This window comes from Streptomyces sp. ISL-100 (assembly GCF_018614615.1).
Taxonomy (GTDB): Bacteria; Actinomycetota; Actinomycetes; order Streptomycetales; family Streptomycetaceae; genus Streptomyces.
In genome coordinates this window covers 262,215-282,972 of sequence record NZ_JAGGOK010000010.1, presented here as the reverse complement: position 1 = coordinate 282,972, position 20,758 = coordinate 262,215, and the positions used below count along the sequence as shown (strand labels likewise).

At 69.3% G+C, this 20,758-nt stretch carries 15 protein-coding genes and 1 pseudogene; 7 read left to right on the top strand and 9 right to left on the bottom strand.

Annotated features, from left to right (window positions below; all coding sequences use genetic code 11):
* The first annotated feature begins 22 nt into the window (after positions 1–22).
* Together hpf and J7E89_RS06760 are read left to right on the top strand one after the other, a co-directional pair.
* A complete protein-coding gene (hpf, locus tag J7E89_RS06765) occupies positions 23–712 on the top strand; it encodes a ribosome hibernation-promoting factor, HPF/YfiA family (protein ID WP_214969517.1) in 690 nt (229 codons plus the stop codon).
* Between the two features lie 221 nt (positions 713–933).
* Positions 934–1,689 carry a response regulator transcription factor gene (locus tag J7E89_RS06760; protein ID WP_214969448.1) on the top strand — a complete coding sequence of 252 codons (756 nt, stop codon included), beginning with the start codon at positions 934–936 and terminating at the stop codon, positions 1,687–1,689.
* A 36-nt stretch (positions 1,690–1,725) separates the two neighbouring features.
* Here J7E89_RS06760 and J7E89_RS06755 read toward each other — a convergent pair whose 3' ends face one another.
* The gene (locus J7E89_RS06755) at positions 1,726–2,898 is read right to left on the bottom strand and encodes a winged helix-turn-helix domain-containing protein (RefSeq protein ID WP_214969446.1); all 1,173 of its coding nucleotides are present in this window, start codon (positions 2,896–2,898) and stop codon (positions 1,726–1,728) included.
* Positions 2,899–2,948: 50 nt separating this feature from the next.
* Complete coding sequence (locus J7E89_RS06750; protein ID WP_214969444.1) at positions 2,949–3,521, bottom strand: GNAT family N-acetyltransferase; 573 nt, start codon at positions 3,519–3,521, stop codon at positions 2,949–2,951.
* Between the two features lie 239 nt (positions 3,522–3,760).
* On the opposite strand from J7E89_RS06750, the gene secA reads away from it, so the two are divergent.
* Positions 3,761–6,592: a preprotein translocase subunit SecA gene (gene secA / locus J7E89_RS06745; RefSeq protein WP_214969442.1), complete on the top strand. Its 2,832-nt coding sequence runs from the start codon at positions 3,761–3,763 to the stop codon at positions 6,590–6,592.
* Positions 6,593–6,684: 92 nt separating this feature from the next.
* Here secA and J7E89_RS06740 read toward each other — a convergent pair whose 3' ends face one another.
* Entirely contained in the window at positions 6,685–7,179 is a 495-nt protein-coding gene (locus tag J7E89_RS06740) for an Rv3235 family protein (protein ID WP_214969440.1), read from the bottom strand.
* 278 nt (positions 7,180–7,457) lie between these two features.
* Here J7E89_RS06740 and J7E89_RS06735 point away from each other — a divergent pair.
* Positions 7,458–7,966, top strand: a pseudogene (locus J7E89_RS06735) (hypothetical protein).
* 73 nt (positions 7,967–8,039) lie between these two features.
* On the top strand, positions 8,040–8,705 hold the full coding sequence (locus J7E89_RS06730) for an HAD family hydrolase (protein WP_214969436.1): 666 nt from the start codon (positions 8,040–8,042) through the stop codon (positions 8,703–8,705).
* Between the two features lie 98 nt (positions 8,706–8,803).
* On the opposite strand, the gene J7E89_RS06725 is transcribed toward J7E89_RS06730, so the two are convergent.
* Positions 8,804–9,370 (bottom strand): DJ-1/PfpI family protein, encoded by a 567-nt coding sequence (locus J7E89_RS06725; RefSeq protein ID WP_214969434.1) that lies wholly within the window; start codon positions 9,368–9,370, stop codon positions 8,804–8,806.
* A 440-nt stretch (positions 9,371–9,810) separates the two neighbouring features.
* On the opposite strand from J7E89_RS06725, the gene J7E89_RS06720 reads away from it, so the two are divergent.
* The gene (locus tag J7E89_RS06720) at positions 9,811–14,766 is read left to right on the top strand and encodes an NAD-glutamate dehydrogenase (RefSeq protein WP_214969432.1); all 4,956 of its coding nucleotides are present in this window, start codon (positions 9,811–9,813) and stop codon (positions 14,764–14,766) included.
* Positions 14,767–14,840: 74 nt separating this feature from the next.
* Here the strand turns inward: J7E89_RS06720 and J7E89_RS06715 are convergent, their stop codons facing one another.
* From J7E89_RS06715 to J7E89_RS06705, 3 genes are read right to left on the bottom strand one after another with little or no spacing between them, the layout of a single operon-like run.
* Positions 14,841–16,115, bottom strand: a complete 1,275-nt coding sequence (locus J7E89_RS06715; RefSeq protein WP_214969430.1) for a glycosyltransferase family 87 protein — start codon at positions 16,113–16,115, stop codon at positions 14,841–14,843.
* Positions 16,116–16,142: 27 nt separating this feature from the next.
* On the bottom strand, positions 16,143–16,862 hold the full coding sequence (locus J7E89_RS06710; RefSeq protein WP_374196790.1) for an ABC transporter ATP-binding protein: 720 nt from the start codon (positions 16,860–16,862) through the stop codon (positions 16,143–16,145).
* Positions 16,855–17,730 carry an ABC transporter permease gene (locus tag J7E89_RS06705; protein ID WP_214969426.1) on the bottom strand — a complete coding sequence of 292 codons (876 nt, stop codon included), beginning with the start codon at positions 17,728–17,730 and terminating at the stop codon, positions 16,855–16,857. The genes J7E89_RS06710 and J7E89_RS06705 overlap by 8 nt, the downstream gene beginning before the upstream one ends.
* A gap of 116 nt (positions 17,731–17,846) precedes the next feature.
* On the opposite strand from J7E89_RS06705, the gene J7E89_RS06700 reads away from it, so the two are divergent.
* Positions 17,847–18,461 carry a TetR/AcrR family transcriptional regulator gene (locus J7E89_RS06700; RefSeq protein ID WP_214969424.1) on the top strand — a complete coding sequence of 205 codons (615 nt, stop codon included), beginning with the start codon at positions 17,847–17,849 and terminating at the stop codon, positions 18,459–18,461.
* A gap of 82 nt (positions 18,462–18,543) precedes the next feature.
* Here the strand turns inward: J7E89_RS06700 and J7E89_RS06695 are convergent, their stop codons facing one another.
* Positions 18,544–19,419: a carbohydrate ABC transporter permease gene (locus tag J7E89_RS06695; RefSeq protein WP_214969422.1), complete on the bottom strand. Its 876-nt coding sequence runs from the start codon at positions 19,417–19,419 to the stop codon at positions 18,544–18,546.
* Positions 19,416–20,699 carry a carbohydrate ABC transporter permease gene (locus tag J7E89_RS06690; protein ID WP_214969515.1) on the bottom strand — a complete coding sequence of 428 codons (1,284 nt, stop codon included), beginning with the start codon at positions 20,697–20,699 and terminating at the stop codon, positions 19,416–19,418. Before J7E89_RS06690 ends, J7E89_RS06695 begins: the two co-directional genes overlap by 4 nt.
* Between the last annotated feature and the right edge of the window lie 59 nt (positions 20,700–20,758).

The following is a 20,758-nucleotide window of genomic DNA, read 5'->3' as shown; positions in this document are numbered from 1 at the left end:
CTATCCGGGAACGGAGTTCTGCGTGGACATCGTCGTCAAGGGCCGCAAGACCGAGGTGCCCGAGAGGTTCCGCAAGCACGTGGCCGAGAAGCTCAACCTGGAGAAAATCCAGAAAATTGACGCCAAGGTGATGAGCCTTGACGTCGAGGTGTCCAAGGAGCCCAACCCGCGGCAGGCGGACCGTTCCGATCGCGTGGAGATCACGCTTCGCTCGCGTGGCCCGGTGATCCGGGCCGAGGCTTCGGCCGGCGACCCGTACGCAGCGCTGGACCTGGCCACGGGGAAGCTGGAGGCGCGGCTGCGGAGGCAGCACGACAAGCGCCACACGCGTCGTGGCAACGGCAGGCTGTCCGCCGCCGAGGTCGGTGCGGCAGTGCCGGGTGCCGCGGCCATCAACGGCAATGGGCTGCTGGTCGCCGAGGAGGCGCCGCCCACCATTCCCACCACCAGGATCGGGCCGCTCGAAGTGCAGGGCGAAGGGCCGCTGGTGGTCCGCGAGAAGACACACGTCGCGGCCCCGATGTCGCTCGACCAGGCGCTCTACGAAATGGAGCTGGTCGGGCACGACTTCTACCTCTACGTCGACTCCGAGACAAAGGAGCCCAGTGTCGTCTACCGGCGGCACGCCTACGACTACGGAGTTATCCGCCTTACGACCGACCCCCTCGCCGAAACAGAGGCGGGCGGCGCCGGCGGTGCACTCGGCGGGTGATTCGCCGGGCACGCTGAACCAATGCGGGCAGCGCGCCGTACCCATCTGTGGTGGTGCCCCTGGAGCGCCTGTGCGCCCCCAGGGGCACCATCGTGCGACCACAGGATCACCGCTCCGTCGTCCGGGCATGAAATCATGGCGTCGCAAGCCAATCGGTGCTCACCACACTGTGGTTGGGGCAGCTCATGAATTTCGGGCCACGGCCTTCAGGGGGAGGAACGATGGCGGACAGCTTCGGTCCGGTGCAGGACGAGTCCGACATGGGGGATGCCGACGGTGTCGGCGGTTCCGGTACGGACGCCGGGGGGACGCGCAAGGAGCCCATCAGGGTGCTGGTCGTGGACGATCACGCCCTGTTTCGCCGGGGGCTGGAGATCGTCCTCGCGCAGGAGGAGGACATTCAGGTCGTCGGCGAGGCGGCGGACGGGGCGGAGGCCGTGGACAAGGCCGCCGATCTGCTGCCCGACATCGTGCTGATGGACGTACGGATGCCCAAGCGCGGCGGTATTGAGGCGTGCACCTCGATCAAGGAGGTGGCGCCCAGCGCGAAGATCATCATGCTGACGATCAGCGACGAGGAGGCGGACCTCTACGACGCGATCAAGGCGGGGGCGACGGGGTATCTCCTCAAGGAGATCTCCACGGACGAGGTGGCCACCGCGATCCGGGCGGTGGCCGACGGCCAGTCCCAGATCAGCCCGTCGATGGCGTCGAAGCTCCTCACCGAATTCAAGTCGATGATCCAGCGCACCGACGAGCGCCGGCTCGTCCCGGCGCCGCGGCTGACCGAGCGGGAGCTGGAGGTCCTCAAGCTCGTCGCGACGGGCATGAACAACCGGGACATCGCCAAGGAGTTGTTCATTTCCGAGAACACCGTGAAGAACCACGTCCGGAACATCCTGGAGAAGCTGCAACTGCACTCCAGGATGGAGGCGGTGGTTTACGCGATGCGGGAGAAGATCCTGGAGATCAGGTGAGGTGCGGGGCGGCCCGTCCTGGCCTCGGCTGGGTGGTCACGTGAGGCGGGCCAGTTCCGTGGTCAGCGCGGTGCGCAAGTCGGGTGCGTCGACGCGCTCCAGGCGTACGTCCGTGCAGCCGACCCACTGCGCGGCCTCGACCAGCGCCTCGGCCATCGGCCGGACCGCCTTCCGGCTCTCCACCGAGACCTGGCGCGCCACCAGGGTCTTTCCCTCGCGCGCCGGGTCGACGCGGCCCAGCAGCCGGCCGCCCGCGAGCAGCGGCATCGCGAAGTACCCGTGTATCCGCTTCGGCTTGGGGACGTAAGCCTCCAGGCGGTGAGTGAAGCCGAAGAGGCGCTCGGTGCGCGGGCGGTCCCAGATGAGGGAGTCGAAGGGCGACAGGAGCGTCGTGCGGTGGCGGCCGCGCGGGGTGGCCGCCAGCGCCTCGGGGTCCGCCCAGGCCGGCTTGGCCCAGCCCTCGACCTCGACCGGGACCAGGCCCGACTCGGCGATCACGGCCTCGACCTGCTCCCCCTTGAGACGGTGGTAGTCCGCGATGTCGGCGCGCGTGCCGACGCCCAGGGACTGCCCGGCCAGCCGCACGAGGCGGCGAAGGCACTCGGTGTCGTCCAGGTCGTCGTGGTAGACGGCGTCCGGGACGGCGCGCTCGGCCAGGTCGTAGACCCGCTTCCAGCCGCGCCGCTCGGTGCACACGACCTCGCCGTACATCAGCGCCCGCTCGACGGCCACCTTCGACGCCGACCAGTCCCACCACTCGCCGCCGTTCTTGGCGCCGCCCAACTCCGTCGCCGTCAGCGGGCCTTCGGCGCGCAGCTGCTTGATCACCGCGTCGTACGCGCCGTCCGGCAGGTCGTGGTGCCAGTGTGGCCGGTCGCGGTACGCGCGGCGGCGGAACGCGAAGTGCGGCCATTCCTCCATGGGCAGGATGCAGGCGGCGTGCGACCAGTACTCGAACGCGTGAGCGCCGGTCCAGTAGGCGGCGTCGACCGGCGTACGACCTACGGCGCCGAGCCGGGCGTACGCAATCAGCTCGTGCGAGCGGGCCAGCACGGAGATGGTGTCGAGCTGGACCGCGCCCAGGTGGCGCAACACGCCGCGCACTCCGGCCCGCCGGTCCGGCGCACCCAGGAATCCCTGCGCGCGCAGAGCGATCCTGCGGGCTTCGTCGGCGGACAGGGAGGCGGCGGGCGGCAGCAGACTGGTCATGGCCGCAGCCTAGGCGCCGCCACTGACAACAGGCCCTGGTCTGCGGGGATTCAGGTTCTGGCGGGCAGGTACGGGCGCGCTGTGGGCAGGCCGAGATCGGACGGGAGCAGCGCGCCGGTCCAGCCGTCGCGGCGTACGCCCTTGTTCGCGATGCCGGAGCGCTGGACGCCCTCGATGACGAAACCGGCCTTCTCGGCGACCGCGCGGGACGCGTCGTTGCCGACCTCGGCGCGCCACTCCAGGCGTTCCACGCCCGCCGTGGTGAAGGCCCAGTGGGCGACGGCCCCGACCGCTTCCGTGACGTAGCCGCGGCCGCGGTGCTGCTTCGCCGCCCAGTACCCGACTTCCGCGGCGCCCTCGCCGCGGCTGATCGACGAGATCGCCGCGACCAGTTCCCCGCTGTCCCGGGTGAGCACCGCGAAGGCGTACACGGTGTCGAAGCGCCAGCCGTCCGGCACGATCCGGTGGACGAAGCCCTCCGCGTGCTCACGTTCGTACGGCGAGGGGATCGGCGTCCAGCGCTGGATGTCGGGATCCTGACAAGCATGGAGGACGGCGTCCGTGTCGGCGGGCTCGAAAGGGCGCAGCAGCAGACGCTCGGTGGTGAGGATGGTGGGCTCCATCGGCTGATTCTCGGCTCGCCGGGCAGGGGTGCGCCAGACCTTTTTGGGATGGCCCGGCACCTTCCGGGCTCCCTGTCCGTTCTCTTTGCGGGTAACAGTGGGCCTTCCTGCGGGCGGACCTCCCGGCGTGGCGGGGTCCTCGCTTACGATGGCCGATGCGGTGGGGACCACCTGCCGTGCCCGCGCCAGAGTCCATACGACCCAGTGCACAGGCCCGACCGGCAAGGAGACCAGCCTCAGTGTCCGTCTTCAACAAGCTCATGCGTGCAGGCGAAGGCAAGATCCTGCGCAAACTGCACCGCATCGCGGACCAGGTCAACTCCATCGAAGAGGACTTCATCAACCTCTCCGACGCCGAGTTGCGGGCGCTCACCGATGAGTACAAGGAGCGGTACGCCGACGGCGAGAGCCTGGACGACCTGCTTCCCGAGGCTTTCGCGACCGTCCGCGAGGCAGCGAAGCGTGTTCTCGGTCAGCGCCATTACGACGTCCAGATGATGGGTGGCGCCGCCCTGCATCTCGGTTATGTCGCCGAGATGAAGACCGGTGAGGGCAAGACCCTCGTCGGCACGCTTCCCGCGTATCTGAACGCGCTGTCCGGCAAGGGCGTCCACCTGATCACGGTGAACGACTACCTGGCCGAGCGCGACTCCGAGATGATGGGCCGGGTGCACAAAATCCTCGGCCTCGAGGTCGGCTGCATTCTCGCCGACATGTCGCCGGCGCAGCGCCGTGAGATGTACGCCTGCGACATCACGTACGGCACGAACAACGAATTCGGCTTCGACTATCTGCGCGACAACATGGCGTGGTCCAAGGACGAGCTCGTCCAGCGCGGTCACAACTTCGCGATCGTCGACGAGGTCGACTCGATCCTGGTCGACGAGGCCCGTACGCCGCTGATCATCTCGGGACCGGCCGACCAGGCCACCAAGTGGTACGGCGACTTCGCCAAGCTGGTCGTCCGTCTGAAGAAGGGCGAGCCGGGCAACCCGCTCAAGGGCATCGAGGAGACCGGCGACTACGAGGTCGACGAGAAGAAGCGCACCGTAGCCATCCACGAGCCCGGTGTCGCCAAGGTCGAGGACTGGCTGGGTATCGACAACCTCTACGAGTCGGTCAACACGCCGCTCGTCGGATACCTGAACAACGCGATCAAGGCCAAGGAACTCTTCAAGAAGGACAAGGACTACGTCGTCATCGACGGCGAAGTCATGATCGTCGACGAGCACACCGGCCGTATCCTCGCCGGCCGCCGCTACAACGAGGGCATGCACCAGGCGATCGAGGCGAAGGAAGGGGTGGACATCAAGGACGAGAACCAGACGCTCGCCACGATCACCCTGCAGAACTTCTTCCGCCTCTACGACAAGCTCTCCGGCATGACCGGTACGGCCATGACCGAGGCCGCCGAGTTCCACCAGATCTACAAGCTGGGCGTCGTGCCGATCCCGACGAACCGGCCGATGGTCCGCGCCGACCAGTCCGACCTCATTTACCGCACCGAGGTCGCGAAGTTCGCCGCCGTCGTCGACGACATCGCGGAGAAGCACGAGAAGGGCCAGCCGATCCTGGTCGGCACGACTTCCGTGGAGAAGTCGGAGTACCTCTCGCAGCAGCTCTCCAAGCGCGGAGTCCAGCACGAAGTCCTCAACGCCAAGCAGCACGACCGTGAGGCGCCGATCATCGCCCAGGCCGGCCGCAAGGGCGCCGTCACCGTCGCCACGAACATGGCCGGTCGCGGTACGGACATCAAGCTCGGCGGAAACCCGGACGACCTCGCCGAGGCGGAGCTGCGCCAGCGCGGCCTCGACCCGGAGGAGCACATCGAGGAGTGGGCCGCGGCCCTGCCCGGCGCGCTGGAGAAGGCCGAGCAGGCCGTCAAGGCCGAGTTCGAAGAGGTCAAGGCCCTCGGTGGGCTGTACGTGCTCGGTACGGAGCGGCACGAGTCGCGGCGTATCGACAACCAGCTGCGCGGTCGTTCCGGCCGTCAGGGCGACCCGGGCGAGTCCCGCTTCTACCTGTCGCTGGGCGACGACCTGATGCGCCTGTTCAAGGCCGCCATGGTCGAGCGCGTGATGTCGATGGCGAATGTGCCCGACGACGTACCGATCGAGAACAAGATGGTGACGCGGGCGATCGCGTCCGCGCAGTCGCAGGTCGAGCAGCAGAACTTCGAGACGCGTAAGAACGTCCTGAAGTACGACGAGGTGCTCAACCGGCAGCGCGAGGTCATCTACGGTGAGCGCCGCCGGGTCCTGGAGGGTGAGGACCTGCAGGAGCAGATCCGTCACTTCATGGACGACACCATCGACGCGTATATCCAGGCCGAGACCGTCGAGGGCTTCGCCGAGGAGTGGGACCTCGACCGGCTGTGGGGCGCGTTCAAGCAGCTCTACCCGGTGAAGGTCACGGTGGAGGAGCTGGAGGAGGCGGCGGGCGACCGCGCGGGCATCACCGCCGAGTTCATCGCCGAGTCCATCAAGGACGACATCTACGAGCAGTACGCCGAGCGCGAGGCGCAGCTCGGCTCCGACATCATGCGTGAGCTGGAGCGGCGCGTCGTGCTGTCGGTCCTGGACCGCAAGTGGCGCGAGCACCTCTACGAGATGGACTATCTCCAGGAGGGCATCGGCCTGCGCGCCATGGCCCAGAAGGACCCGCTGGTCGAGTACCAGCGCGAGGGCTTCGACATGTTCAACGCCATGATGGACGGCATCAAGGAAGAGTCCGTCGGCTACCTGTTCAACCTGGAGGTCCAGGTCGAGCAGCAGGTCGAGGAAGTTCCGGTTCCGGCGCAGGACGCGTCCCAGAAGCCGTCACTGCGCAAGGAGGACGCGGTTCCCGCGGGTGCGCCGCGTCCGGAGATCCGGGCGAAGGGGCTCGACGCTCCGCAGCGGCCCGACCGGCTGCACTTCTCCGCCCCCAAGGTGGACGGTGAGGGCAGTGTCGTCGAGGGTGACTTCGAGAACGGTGAAGGGCCTGCGCGGTCCGAGTCGGACGGCATGACGCGGGCCGAGCGGCGCAAGGCGCAGAAGGGCGGCAGCGGCGGCCGTCGCCGCAAGAAGTAGGCATCAGGCGCTTGCAGCGCGGCCGGGGCCGGACACCGATGGGTGTCCGGCCCCGGCCGCATTTCGGCGGGTCGACTGAGTTCCGGCTGTGGCTAGGCGGGGGCGCAGGAGGCCGCCACCGGGTCGCCGCGGTCGCCGCCCAGCTCGACGGCGGCGCACCGCCAGCGCAGGTCGCGGCCCTGCTCCAGGCGGAACGCCATCGCCCGTACCTGCTCGCCGGCCGCGATGCTCGCGAAGGCCTCGACCACGCCGGGGCGCGGGTGGAAGCTGCCGCAGGTGCGTACGACGGGGAGAGTGCCGCGGGTGCGCAGCGGGGTCCTGGGCGCGAGCTGGACGAGCTGCTCGTACGCCTCGCCGATGGTGTGGCCGAGCATCCAGTGCACGGGGCGCCGGCCGCTGAGTACGGCCAGCAGGCGCTCGGCGAACTGTTCGTGGGGTGTGGGGCGGTGGTGGTGCCGGCGGAGTGGTGTGGGTGCGGGTGGGGGTGTGGTTGCGGTGGTGGGGCTCGTAGTGGCCGCCCGGGACGTGGGTGCGCCGGGCCTGCGCGGGTCGCGGCGTCCTTGCGGCCGGGTCCTGTCCTTGCTCATCTGTGTGCCCCCGCTCTGCCGGCCCGGCTGTAATACCGGGCAGTAACTTCTGCTGGTGATCTTCTACGGCGGTGAGAGACGGCGGCAAGGCGAGGTGACCGGAAGAGGCGGTGGCCGGCCGATTCACCTATCCGGGTGACGGGAGGCGGCAGTGGGGCGGCGGCCGGCCGACGGGCGGCTCGTCAGGTGGACGTCGTGGAGGCCGGGGACCACCACCCCGAAGGGGGACTCCGTACGTATCCTTGAGTCCGCCTCCCGACTACGAAAGCGGCCTGCCAATGCGCGTCTACGTCCCCCTGACCCTTTCCGGTCTCGCTGAGGCGCACAAGGCCGGACAGCTCGGGCCCGGCCCGCTGACCGCCTACGCCGTGACGCCCGGTCTGCGCGAGTGGTACGTATCGGACGACATCGAGGAGCTCGAGTACGCCGCACTCAACCGGGCCGCGGCGGCGTCCCTGCGGCTGCTGGCCGGGGACCCGGGCGCCGCGCGCCGCCGGGTGGTCGTGGCCGTCGACGTACCGGACGGGGACGCGGTCGCGGACCCGGACCGGGGGCTGGACGCGGCAGGGCTCGGCGAGGTGCGGATCGCCGCCGCGGTGCCGCTGAAGAAGGCGGCGGCGGTACATGTCGACGCGGACGACGCGGAGGCGGATGTGACGGCGGCGGCCTCGGCGCTGGGCGCGGCGGACCACGGGGACGACGACGCGCAGTTCACGGTGGACGGCGCGGAGGACCACGAACTGCTGTGGTTCGGGGTGCAGGAGATCTCCCGAATCTGATCGGCTGAGCGGTCTGAGCCCGGCTGAGCCGGGCTGTGGTGTGGTGGCTGCGTTGTCGTAGCCAGTGGGTACCTTCTTGGAATGGGGAAGCACACGACGACGCATCTCGTCTGGGACTGGAACGGCACGCTGCTCGATGACATCAGTGCGGTCATCGGGGCGACGAACGCCGCGTTCGCGGAGATCGGGATCGAGCCGATCACGCTGGCGCGATACCGGGAGCTGTACTGCGTGCCCATACCCCGCTTCTACGAGCGGCTGATGGGGCGGCTGCCGACGGTCGCGGAGTGGCTGGTCATGGACGAGGCGTTCCATCGGCATTACACGGAGCTGCGGGTGGTGTGCGCGCTCACCCACGGGGTCGAGGAACTGCTCGTGGAGTGGGGGGCCGGGGGGCGCAGCCAGTCACTGCTGAGCATGTACGGGCATGAGCAGCTGCTGCCGGTGGTGCGGCAGTACGGGATCGAGCGGCACTTCGTGCGGGTCGACGGGCGGACCGGGCCTTCCGGCGGCAGCAAGGCCGCGCACATGGCCCGGCATGTCGCGGCGCTGGGCGGTGTCGCGCCGGAGCAGGTTGTTGTTATCGGCGATGCGGTGGATGACGCTGTGGCGGCTGCGCATGTGGGGGCTCGGGCGGTGCTCTATACCGGGGGCTCGCACAGTCGGGCCAGCTTGGAGCCGGCGGGGGTTCCGGTGGTGGACACGCTTGCGGAGGCGGTGGAGCTGGCGGAGCGGTGGATGGGGTGAGGGTCACCCCTGTCCACCGGTCCGCCCACCCGGGCTGCTCTCTGGGGCTTCGCACCGGACCCCGCTCCTCAAACGCCAAAGGGGCTGGGCGGGAGGGGCTACGTCACCGGGTTCTTCGCGCGGAGAACCTTCAGGAACTCGCGCATCCAGGCTGAGTGGTCCGGCCAGGCGCGGGCCGAGACCAGCGTGCCGTCCACGACCGCCTCCGCGTCCTGGAACGTCGCTCCCGCGGCCTGCATGTCGAGCTCCAGGGCTGGATAGGCCGTGACCCGGCGGCCGGCCAGGCCGTCGATGGCGGCCGTCAGGAGCGGGCCGTGGCAGATCTGCGCCACCGGCTTGTCCGAGTCGAAGAAAGCCTTGAGGATCTTGCGCAGCTCGAGGTCGTTGCGCAGGTACTCCGGGGCCCGCCCGCCGGGGATCACCAGGGCGGCGTACTGGCTCGGCTCGACTTCGGAGAACGCCAGGTCGGCGGGCCAGGTGTAGCCGGGCTTCTCGGTGTACGTGTCGAAGCCGGGCTCGAAGTCGTGGACCACGAACTGGAGCTTCTTGCGGGCCGGGGCGGCGATGTCGACTTCGTACCCCTCCTCGCGCAGGCGTTGGTACGGGTAGAGGACTTCCAGCGACTCCGCTGCGTCGCCGGTCACGATGAGGATCTTGGGTGCCATGACTGTGTGCTCCCCTCGGGCGGGCTGTGCCGTGCCGTCCGGTTCAACGTGCACCGGGCGGCGTCGTTTGCCAAGGCGCCCCGCCGGATCAGGTGAGAGGCCTTCGCACTGTCCGCGCTGTCCAGAGTGTCAAACTTCGGGCCTGGTTTTGTACAAGGATCGGACATGACGGGGCCCCCGTGCGGGGAGATAGCCTGGTGCCGTGATCAGCGCGATAGCCCTCGGGGGCAGTGAAGCCCCCGGCATGCGCCCGGAGCACCACCGTGCCCGGGCGATCGCTGGTCCCCGAAACCCCGACCGGCCGTCAAAATTGGCCAATAACGTCATGGGTATCTCTCATCGCGGCATAACGTCGACCCGACCGGATACCCCGCGTCGTGGCGTTGTGTCATCTTTCTTCACCTACGTCACGCAACGGCGCGCGACAGGAGCCAGAGGACATGCAGACCAAGCTGGACGAAGCCAAGGCCGAGCTGCTCGTACGGGCGGCCCGGGTAGCTGAGAACAGCCCGGCCGGGGGGCAACCTTCGACTGGGTCCACGAGCGAAGGCACTCCCGACAGGGACACGCTCCTCGCGTACCTCCAGCGCTACTACCTGCACACGGCCCCCGAAGACCTCGCGGACCGCGACCCGGTCGATGTATTCGGCGCGGCTCTCTCGCACTACCGGTTGGCGGAGAACCGCCCGCAGGGCACCGCCAACGTCCGGGTGCACACCCCGACCGTCGAGGAGAACGGCTGGACCTGCAGCCACTCCGTCGTCGAGGTGGTCACCGACGACATGCCCTTCCTCGTGGACTCCGTCACCAATGAGCTGTCCCGCCAGGGGCGCGGCATCCACGTCGTGATCCACCCGCAGGTCACCGTGCGCCGCGATGTCACCGGCAAGCTGGTCGAGGTCCTCGCCGCCGACGGCGGGCGCCGCAACGGGAAGCTGCCGCACGACGCGTGCGTCGAGTCCTGGATCCATGTCGAGATCGACCGCGAGACCGACCGCTCCGACCTCAAGCAGATCACCGCCGACCTGCTGCGTGTCCTGAACGACGTCCGCGAGGCCGTCGAGGACTGGGAGAAGATGCGCGACTCGGCGCTGCGTATCGCCGACGAGCTGCCGAGCGAGCCCACTGCCGACGACCTGCGCGACCAGGAGGTCGACGAGGCCCGCGAGCTGCTGCGCTGGCTGGCCGGTGACCACTTCACCTTCCTCGGCTACCGCGAGTACGAGCTGACGCCGGACGACGCGCTGTCCGCCGTCCCCGGCACCGGCCTCGGCATCCTGCGCTCCGACCCGCACCACAGCGGCAACGAGGACCACCCGGTCAGCCCGTCCTTCAGCCGGCTGCCCGCCGACGTCCGGGCCAAGGCCCGCGAGCACAAGCTGCTCGTACTGACGAAGGCCAACAGCCGCTCGACCGTGCACCGGCCCAGCTACCTCGACTACGTCGGCGTGAAGAAGTTCGACGCGGACGGCAATGTCATCGGCGAGCGGCGCTTCCTCGGGCTGTTCTCCTCGGCCGCGTACACCGAGTCCGTACGCCGTGTCCCCGTCGTCCGCCGCAAGGTCGAAGAGGTCCTCGAGACCGCGGGCTTCTCGCCCAACAGCCACGACGGCCGCGACCTGCTCCAGATCCTGGAGACGTACCCGCGCGACGAGCTCTTCCAGACGCCCGTCGACCAGCTGACGTCCATCGTGACGAGCGTGCTCTACCTCCAGGAACGGCGCCGGCTGCGCCTCTACCTGCGACAGGACGAGTACGGGCGCTACTACTCCGCCCTCATCTACCTGCCCCGCGACCGCTACACCACCGCCGTGCGGCTTCGGCTCATCGACATCCTCAAGGAGGAGCTCGGCGGCATCAGCGTCGACTTCACCGCCTGGAACACCGAGTCGATCCTTTCCCGCCTGCACTTCGTCGTACGCGTCCCGGCCGGCACCGAGCTGCCGGCCCTCACCGACGCCGACACCGAGCGCATCGAGGCCCGCCTCGTCGAGGCCGCCCGCTCCTGGGCCGACGGTTTCGCCGAGGCCATGAACGCCGAGCTGGGCGAGGAGCGCGCCGCCGAGCTGCTGCGCCGGTACGGTCACGCCTTCCCCGAGGGCTACAAGGCCGACCACTCGCCGCGCTCCGCCGTCGCCGACCTCGTCCACCTCGAACAGCTGACGCACGGCCGCAACAGCTTCTCGCTCTCCCTGTACGAGCCGGTGGGCGCCGGACCCAACGAGCGCCGCTTCAAGATCTACCGGATCGGTGAGCAGGTCTCCCTGTCCGCCGTCCTGCCCGTGCTCCAGCGGCTCGGCGTCGAGGTCGTCGACGAGCGTCCGTACGAGCTGCGCTGCGCCGACCGTACGCACGCGTGGATCTACGACTTCGGCCTGCGCATGCCCAAGTCGAACGGCAACGACGGCTACCTGGCCGACGACGCACGGGAGCGTTTCCAGCAAGCGTTCTCCGCCGTGTGGACCGGGCAGGCCGAGAACGACGGCTTCAACGCCCTCGTCCTGAGCGCCGGACTGGACTGGCGGCAGGCGATGGTGCTGCGCGCGTACGCGAAGTACCTGCGCCAGGCCGGTTCTACCTTCAGCCAGGACTACATGGAGGACACCCTCCGCAACAACGTCCACACCACCCGGCTGCTGATCTCGCTCTTCGAGGCGCGGATGTCGCCGGAGCGCCAGATCGCGGGCACCGAGCTGACCGACGGGCTGCTCGAAGAGCTCGACGGCGCGCTCGACCAGGTCGCGTCCCTCGACGAGGACCGGATCCTGCGGTCCTTCCTGACCGTCATCAAGGCGACGCTGCGGACGAGCTTCTTCCAGAAGACCGCGACCGGTGAGCCGCACTCCTACGTGTCGATGAAGTTCGACCCGCAGGCGATTCCGGACCTCCCCGCGCCCCGCCCGGCGTACGAGATCTGGGTCTACTCGCCGCGCGTCGAGGGCGTCCACCTGCGCTTCGGCAAGGTCGCGCGCGGTGGCCTGCGCTGGTCGGACCGGAGGGAAGACTTCCGGACCGAGGTGCTGGGCCTGGTCAAGGCGCAGATGGTGAAGAACACCGTCATCGTGCCGGTCGGTGCCAAGGGTGGGTTCGTCGCCAAGAATCTGCCGGACCCGTCCGTCGACCGTGACGCGTGGATGGCCGAGGGCATCGCCTCGTACAAGACCTTCATCTCGGCGCTGCTCGACATCACCGACAACATGGTGGCGGGGCAGGTCGTGGCGCCGAAGGACGTCGTGCGCCACGACGAGGACGACACGTACCTCGTCGTCGCCGCCGACAAGGGCACCGCGACCTTCTCCGACATCGCCAACGAGATCGCGATCGCCTACAACTTCTGGCTCGGCGACGCCTTCGCGTCGGGCGGCTCGGTCGGTTACGACCACAAGGGCATGGGCATCACCGCCCGCGGCGCCTGGGAGTCCGTCAAGCGGCACTTCCGCGAGCTCGGCCACGACACCCAGAACGAGGACTTCACGGTCGTCGGTGTGGGTGACATGTCCGGCGACGTCTTCGGTAATGGAATGCTGCTCTCCGAGCACATCCGTCTCGTCGCGGCCTTCGACCACCGGCACATCTTCATCGACCCGAACCCGGACGCGGCCACGTCGTATGCCGAGCGCCGCCGCCTCTTCGAGCTGCCGCGCTCCTCGTGGGCCGATTACGACACCGCGCTGCTGTCCGCCGGCGGCGGCATCCACCCGCGCAGCGCGAAGGCGATCCCGATCAACTCGCACATCCGCGAGGCGCTCGGCATCGAGCGGGGCATCACCAAGATGACCCCGGCCGATCTGATGAAGGCGATCCTCAAGGCGCCGGTCGACCTGCTGTGGAACGGCGGCATCGGTACGTACGTCAAGTCCTCGGCGGAGTCGAACGCCGACGTCGGTGACAAGGCGAACGACGCGATCCGCGTCAACGGCGAGGACCTGCGGGTCAAGGTCGTCGGCGAGGGCGGCAACCTCGGTGCCACCCAGCTCGGCCGCATCGAGTTCGCCCGGCGGGGTGCGGGTGGTGAGGGCGGCCGGATCAACACCGACGCCATCGACAACAGCGCGGGCGTGGACACCTCCGACCACGAGGTGAACATCAAGATCCTGCTGAACGGGCTCGTCGCGGACGGCGACATGACCGTGAAGCAGCGGAACAAGCTGCTCGCCACGATGACCGACGAGGTCGGCTCGCTGGTGCTGCGCAACAACTACGCGCAGAACACGGCCCTGGCCAACGCCGTCACCCAGGCGCCCTCCCTGCTCCACGCCCACCAGCGCTTCATGCGCCGGCTGGAGCGCGACGGCCATCTGAACCGCCCGCTGGAGTTCCTGCCCACCGACCGGCAGATCCGCGAACTGCTGAGCGCGGGCCGCGGGCTGAGCCAGCCCGAGCTCGCCGTCCTCATGGCGTACACCAAGATCACGGTGGCGGACGAGCTGATCCACACCGGCCTGCCGGACGACCCGCACCTGCGGGGCCTGCTGCACGCGTACTTCCCGAAGGCGCTGCGCGAGAAGTTCGGCGAGCAGATCGACGCGCACGCGCTGCGCCGCGAGATCATCACGACGGTGCTGGTCAACGACACCGTCAACACCGGTGGTTCGACCTTCCTGCACCGGCTGCGGGAGGAGACCGGGGCGTCGATCGAGGAGATCGTACGGGCGCAGTTCGCGGCCCGCGCGATCTTCGGGCTGAGTGAGGTGTGGGACGCCGTCGAGGCGCTCGACAACAAGGTCGCCGCCGACGTCCAGACCCGGATCCGGCTGCACTCGCGGCGTCTCGTCGAGCGCGGTACGCGCTGGCTGCTGGGCAACCGGCCGCAGCCGCTGGAGCTCGCCGAGACCATCGAGTTCTTCGGCACCGGTGTGGCACGGGTCTGGGACGAGCTGCCGAAGCTGCTGCGCGGCGCGGACCTGGAGTGGTACCAGGGCATCCTCGACGAGCTGACCGACGCGGGCGTTCCGCAGGAGCTGGCGCTGCGGGTGGCCGGATTCTCGTCCGCCTTCCCGACGCTCGACATCGTCGCCATCGCGGAGCGCACCGGCAAGACCGCGATGCAGGTCGCCGAGGTGTACTACGACCTCGCCGACCGCCTCTCCATCACCCAGCTGATGGACCGGATCATCGAGCTGCCGCGGGCCGACCGCTGGCAGTCCATGGCCCGCGCCTCCATCCGCGAGGACCTGTACGCGGCGCACGCCGGCCTGACGCAGGACGTGCTGTCCGTGGGCAACGGGGAATCGACGCCGGAGCAGCGCTTCAAGGCGTGGGAGGAGAAGAGCGCGGCGATCCTGGGCCGGGCGCGGACCACGCTGGAGGAGATCCAGGGGTCGGACGCGTTCGACCTGGCGAACCTGTCGGTGGCCATGCGCACGATGCGGACGATGCTGCGGACGCGCGTCTGAGTCCGTACGTATGCACGTACGCGTAAGAGAAAGGGGCGCCCCGCACCGGAACGACTCGGTGCGGGGCGCCCCTTTCACGTACCTCTTGCCGACGTACCTCTTGCAGACGTCGCTCTTGTTGACGTCCACAGCCTGCGGCAGGACAGCAGGGCCGCCGCGAGCAGCAGGCCGTTGCGTACGACCATGAGCGCGCAGCCCAGCGGCGTGCCCGACACCACGTCCTCGTACAGCACCGGATACGCGAGCGCGCTCATCGCGGCTGCCGGCAGCAGCAGCACCGCGACCGGGCGCTGGGTGGTCGCGCCCGAGGTGAGACAGACGGCGGCCAGGCCCAGCAGCCAGACCAGGTACTGGGGGCTGATCACGCGGCTGGTGACGGTGAAGAGGAGCACGGCGGCCAGCGCGGCGTCGAAAGGGGTGGCCGGTGTCCAGCGCCGCGCCGTGATCCGCCACACCAGCAGCCAGCAGAAGGCGGCGGCCGTGAGGAGGAGGGACGCGTGGGCGAGGGACAAGACGTACGGCCCGGTGAGCTCCATGGCGCCGTACCGGTATTCGACCGTGCCGGGCCAGCCCACCAGCCGCGCCAGGGACAGCGCTGTCCCGGCCAGCGACTCGACCTGAACGCCTCTGCTGCCCTGCTGGCGCAGGAAGCCGAGGGTGTGCGAGAAGGCGAACGCGAGCACGGCGAGCAGCGCGGCCGCACTGGCGGCGGCGGACAGCCAGGCGTCCCTGGTGGTACGTCCCCGGGGAGCGCCCAGAAGCGTGAGGACCGGCCAGACCTTCACCGTCGCGCCGAGCGCGGCCAGCGCACCGCCGACGCGGGGCCGGTGGTGCAGGGAGAGCAGGGCCAGGGCGCCGAGTGCGGTGACCTGGACGTCGTACCGGACCAGGGGCAGATGCAGGAGCAGCGGCAGCGCGCACACCCACATCCAGGCGCCGGCCGTGCTGCGTCCGGTGCGCCGTCCCGCGCGGGCGAGGGCCAGGGCGACGAGCCCGTCGGCGACGAGGGTGAGGACGAGGAACCCCTGGAAGTACGTGAGCCAGGGCAGGGTGCCCGGCGCGAGAATCACCAGGGCCGCGCCCGGCGGGTACTGCCACATGACGTCGTCGAGGGGGAAGTCGCCCCGGGCGAGCTGTCCGTACCAGCCGTAGTAGATGTGGTGGACCTCGCCGCTGATCGTTCCCACGTCAAAGGCGGCGAGGGGCTGCGCGAGCAGGGCGAGCATGAGGAGGCGGGTGGTGAGCCAGACGGCGGCGAGTGCGCGGGCGCGGCGGCGCGCGGCGGCCGCGGCAGTGGGGGAGCCGGGGGCGGTGTTCCCGTCGGTGGCCGCGATCTGGTCGGTCGTCATCAAGGCGCACTTTAGCCACCCTTGGAGCTATTTCTTCGCCTTTGTGTGCCCCTCGTACGCGGCGACGACGTCCTTCGCGGGGCCGTCCATCCGCAGTGTCCCGGCCTCCAGCCAGATCGCCCGGTCGCACGTCTCGGTGACGGTCTTGTTGTTGTGGCTGACCAGGAAGACGGTGCCCGCCGTCGCGCGGAGCTCGGCGATACGGGCCTTGCTGCGGCGCTGGAAGGCGGCGTCGCCGGTGGCGAGTGCCTCGTCGATCATGAGTACGTCGTGGGTCCTGGCGGCGGCGATCGAGAAGCGCAGACGGGCCGCCATGCCGGAGGAGTACGTGCGCATCGGCAGCGTGATGAAGTCGCCCTTGTCGTCGATGCCGGAGAAATCGACGATCTGCTGGTAGCGCTCGCGGATCTGGCGGCGGGTCATGCCCATTGCCAGGCCGCCGAGGACGACGTTGCGCTCGCCGGTCAGGTCGTTCATCAGCGCGGCGTTGACGCCGAGGAGTGAGGGCCGGCCCTGGGTGTAGATGTGGCCGCGTGCGGGCGGCAGCAGGCCGGCGACCGCCTTGAGGAGCGTGGACTTGCCGGAGCCGTTGGAGCCGATGAGGCCGATGGCTTCGCCTTTGTGGGCGACGAAGGTGACGCCTTTGACGGCGTGCACTTCGCGGACACCGGTGCCCGACTGGACCTTGTAGGTGATGTGGACGTCGTCAGCGATGACGGTGGGGGTTTGTTCGGGCTGCTCAGCCACGGCCGTACGTCTCCTCTGCATGCCAGAAGTAGATGAAACCGCCCACGCCCGCGAGCAGCGCCCAGCCCGTTGCGACGAGCCACGCGTGCGGCGGCAGCTGGGCGTCGGTGAAGCTGTCGATGAGGGCGAAACGCATCAGGTCGATGTAGACGGCGGCCGGATTGCACTCCAGCGCCACGGCCGCCAGGTGGGGCAGCTTGTCGCTCCGCAGGACATGGCCGACGCTCCACATGACGCCCGAGACGTACATCCAGGTGCGCAGGACGAACGGCATCAGCTGGGCGATGTCCGGGGTCCGGGACGCCAGCCGGGCCATGACCAGCGCCAGGCCCGTGTTGAACAGCGACTGGAGCGCGAGCGCGGGCAGTGCCAGCAGCCAGGAGGGCCGGGGGAGCTGTCCGAAGCAGCAGAGGATCGCCAAAAGCGCGGCCATCGAGAAGAGGAGCTGCTGGAGTTGCTGGACGGCGTACGCGACGGGGAGTGAAGCGCGTGGGAAGTGCAGGGCGCGGACCAGGCCGAGGTTGCCGGTGAGCGCGCGGGTGCCGGCGAGGACCGAGCTGCTGGTGAACGTCCAGACGAAGACGCCCGTGACCAGGAACGGGACGAAGTCGGGGACGTCGTCCTTGGTGTGGAGCAGGACGCCGAAGATGAAGTAGTAGACCGTGGCGTTGAGGAGTGGAGTCATGATCTGCCAGGTCTGGCCGAGCCTGGCCCGGCTGTACTGGGCGGTCAGCCGGGCGGTGGCGAACGCGGTGACGAAGTGGCGGCGTCCCCAGAGGCGGCGCGTGTACTCGGGGAGCGGAGGGCGGGCGCCGCTCTTGGTGAGGCCGTGGCGGGCGGCGAGTGCGGCGAGGTCGGGGGAGCTCACATCGGTCGCTTTCTGTAGAGTGCACGACGGGACGGGACCGTATCGTCGCTACGGTGACAGTAGGGCGCTCGTACGTCGAAACGCAACCGTTGCGTCGCGCCGCTAAGCTGTCCCCCATGAGCGCCGACCAGCGACCGACCACGCCGCCCCGCCGCGCCCCCGCCGGAGCCGCCGTGCTCCGGGAGGACGTCACCGACGCCATCCGCACCGCCGTCTTCGGCGAGTTGGCCGCCGTCGGGTACGCCCGGATGTCGATCGAGGGCATCGCCCGCCGGGCCGGCGTCGGCAAGACGGCCGTCTACCGGCGCTGGAAGTCCAAGCTCGCGCTCGTGCTCGACCTCGTCTCAGCCGTCGCGGCCGAGGGGCTGCCGGCCCCCGCCACCGGTTCGCTGTACGGCGACGTACGCGCCGTGCTCGAAGTGGCCGCCCACGCGCTGCGGCACCCCGTCGCCTCGCAGGTCATCCCGGATCTGCTGGTCGAGGCCGCGCGTCACCCCGAGATCGCCGGCGCCATCAAGTCGGCCCTCCTCGACGGACAGCAGGGCGTCGCCGCCGGTGTCGTACGGGACGCCGTCGCGCGCGGCGAGCTGCCCGAGGGGGTGGACGTGGACCGCGCCCTCGACCTGATCGTCGGGCCGCTGTACTGGCGGCTCGTGGTGGTACGCACGCCTGTGCCCGCCGGATACCTCGACGACCTCGCGGCGTCGGCGGTCGCCGCGCTCAAGGCCTGACGGCCTCCACGGGGCCCGCCCGGGCAGCCGGACGGCGGCCCGGTCACGAGACCGGGCCGCCGTCGTGGGCGGCCGGAACCGCCTACTTCACCGCGCCGGCCATCACGCCGGACACGAACTGCCGCTGAAACGCGAAGAAGACGATCAGCGGGATGATCATCGAGATGAAGGCGCCCGGCGCCAGGATGTCGATGTTGTTGCCGAACTGCCGTACCTGGCGCTGGAGCGCCACCGTGATCGGCGGGTTGGCCGAGTCGGCGAAGATCAGCGCGACCAGCATGTCGTTCCAGACCCACAGGAACTGGAAGATGCCGAGCGACGCGATGGCGGGGCCGCCGAGCGGCATCACGACGCGGGTGAAGAGGCGGATCTCGCCCGCGCCGTCGAGCCGCGCCGCCTCCAGGAGTTCCCTCGGGATCTCCGCGAAGAAGTTGCGGAGGAGGAAGATGGCGAAGGGCAGGCCGAAGGCGACGTGGAAGAGGACCACGCCCGCCGTGGTCTCGAAGATGCCGATCTTGCCGAAGAGTTCGGACACGGGGACGAGCGCCACCTGCACCGGAACCACCAGCAGGCCGACGACCACCAGGAACCACCAGTCGCGGCCCGGGAAGTCCATCCAGGCGAAGGCGTACCCGGCCAGTGAGCCGATCACGACGACCAGGACGGTCGACGGGACGGTGATCATGATCGTAGTGAGCAGGGAATCAACGATGGTGTTGTTGTCGAGGAGATTGGCGTAGTTGTCGAGGGTGAGCTCGGAGGGGGCGGAGAAGGCCTTCCACCAGCCCGTCTCCGCGATGTCGGTGGGGTTGCGCAGGGACGAGAACAGCAGCCCGATCGTCGGCATCAGCCAGAACAGCGCGACCAGGATGAGGAAAACGCTCACCACGCCGGTGCCCGCGCGCGCCACTATCCGGGCGGGGAAGGACTGCTTGGGCTTCGAGGTCGTTACGGTCATCGGCGGCTCTCCTTTCGCATCCTGCGGATGTTGAAGAGCATCACCGGGACGACCAGCAGCAGGAGCAGTACGGCGATGGCGCTACCGATGCCCGGGTCCGCGTCCGTACCGAACGACGAGCGGTAGAGCTGGAGCGCCAGCACGTTCGCGTCGTCCTGGGACGACCCCGGCGCGATGATGAACACCAGGTCGAAGATCTTCAGTACGTTGATCATCAGGGTGACCAGCACCACCGCCAGCACCGGCGCGAGCAGCGGGACCGTGACGCGGCGGAAGACCTGCCACTCGTTGGCGCCGTCGACGCGGGCCGCCTCCAGGAGTTCGCGCGGCAGGCCAGCGAGCCCGGCCGCGATCAGCACCATCGCGAAGCCCGCCCACATCCACACGTAACTGCCGATGATGGCCGGGGTCACCAGGCTCGGGCCGAGCCAGTCGACGCCGTTGTACGGCTCCCGGAAGTTCGAGGCCGGGAAGCGCAGGTTCGCTCCGTCGGCCTCGGCGGAGAGCGTGAACGTACCGTCGGCTCCTGCCTTGGCCGAGTCGACCACCTTGCCGTCCTTGACCGCCTCCACCTTGATGCCCTTGAGGCCGAGCTCCTTGGGGTCGATGGCGTTGGGCTTGCCGCCGCCGCCCTTCGTGAAGTCCAGCCAGGCTGTGCCGGTGACCTTGTCGGGCGCCGTCTTGGCGGGCGCGGCGATCTCGGCGTCGCCCGGCATCTTGGCGGGCGGTACGCCGATCAGGGGGAGAAGGACTTGTTCGCCCGCTTGCACCGGTTCCTTCGTGATGAAGGATCCGCCGCCGCCCGCCTTCAGCGGATGCACCGGCAGCGGGCGCGCCTTCGGGAAGCCGGCCGATTCGGAGAAGGTGTCGTGGACGCTCACCGCCACGGCGTTGGCGACCCCGCGCTCCGGATTCTGCTCGTACACCAGCCGGAAAATGATGCCCGCGGCGAGCATCGAGATCGCCATCGGCATGAAGACCAGCAGCTTGAACGCCGTGCCCCAGCGGATGCGCTCGGTGAGGACCGCGAATATCAGCCCCAGCGCGGTCGAGACGGCCGGGGCGACGACCACCCAGATCGCGTTGTTCTTGACGGCCGTCAGGATGGTGTCGTCGGTGAAGATCTCGACGAAGTTGTCGAGCCCGGCGAAGCTGTCGCCCGCCTTGTCGAAGAAGCTCCGGTAGACCGAGTACCCGATCGGGTAGACCACGAGCGCGCCGAGCAGCACCAGCGCGGGCAGCAGAAAGCCGACCGCTATGGATTTGCGTGTGCCTGTCACGCTCTTGCGTTTGCCCTTGTCGGCGGGGGGCGGCGTGATCTTCGCGGCGCCCCCCGCGC